This is a genomic window from Gordonia sp. SCSIO 19800 (genome assembly GCF_018132775.1).
GTDB classification, from domain to species: Bacteria; Actinomycetota; Actinomycetes; order Mycobacteriales; family Mycobacteriaceae; genus Gordonia; species Gordonia hongkongensis.
This window is the reverse complement of sequence record NZ_JAGRQM010000056.1, coordinates 1-1094: the sequence shown is the minus strand read 5'-3', so window position 1 is coordinate 1094 and position 1094 is coordinate 1. Positions and strand designations below refer to the sequence as shown.

General features: G+C 62.9%; 1 protein-coding gene. It reads right to left on the bottom strand.

Annotated features, from left to right (window positions below; genetic code table 11):
* Nucleotides 1–18: 18 nt before the first annotated feature.
* On the bottom strand, nt 19–1094 hold a 1076-nt coding region (locus KB201_RS24630; protein WP_211540897.1), incomplete at its 5' end, for an IS256 family transposase.

The window sequence follows — 1094 nt, the reverse complement described above, 5'->3', positions numbered from 1 at the left end:
TGTGGTTGCTGGTTGGGTCTAGTTGAGGTGGGGTTCGATGCGGTCGGGGTAGGCCAGGGCTAGTTGCCCGAGGGCCTGTTTCCAGTTCGTCACGACTTGGCCCTCGACGAGCCTGCCGGGGGCTCTGCGCGTGGCGGCGGGCTTGCCGCGTTCCTTCTCGCGTTGCCGGGCACGTTTGTCCTCGATGTCGCAGATCGCCAGCCACAGCAGTTTGCGCGCCGCGAGATCGTTGGGGAAGTGTCCCCGGTTCTTGATGACCTTGCGGAGCTGGTAGTTCAGCGACTCGATCGAGTTGGTGGTGTAGATGACTTTGCGGAGCTCGGGCGGGAACGCCAAGAACGGAATGAACCGGTCCCACGCTCGGTCGAAAGCTGCTGCGGCACTCGGGTATTTGGTCCCCAGTTCGGAGTCTCGGAAGGCTTCCCATTCGCGGCGGGCGGTCTCGGCGTCGGGGGCGGTGTAGATCGGTTTGATCGCCCGCGCGACGTCTTTGCGGTCCTTGTAGTTCACGAACCGCATCGAGTTGCGGATCAGATGCACCACACATGTTTGCACCGTGGCCAATGGCCAGGTCGCCTCGATCGCTTCGGGGAACCCGGTCAACCCGTCGCAGCACACGATGAGCACGTCCTTGACGCCGCGGTTGGCCAGATTCGCACACACCCCGGCCCGGAACTTCGCGCCTTCCTCGGCTTGTATCCAGATGCCCAGCACATGCTTGACGCCGGCCATGTCAACACCAATAGCTATGTGGGCGTGCCTGTTTCGGACATGACCGCCGTCTTTGACCTTCACCACCAGGGCGTCGAGGTAGATGACGGGATACAAGGCCTTCAGCGGCCGGTTCTGCCATTCATCGACCGCGTCGAGGACCTCGTCGCAGATCTTCGAGATCGTCTCATGCGACAGATCGGTGCCGATCGTCGAGGCCAGATGATGCTGGATGTCGCGCAACGTCATGCCGCCGGCATACAGCGAGATGATCATGTCATCGAGGCCGCCGAGCCGGCGGGAACCCTTCGGTACCAAGCGTGGGGTGAACGTGCCCTCACGGTCACGAGGAACGTTCAACTCGACCGGCCCGGCCGCGGAGT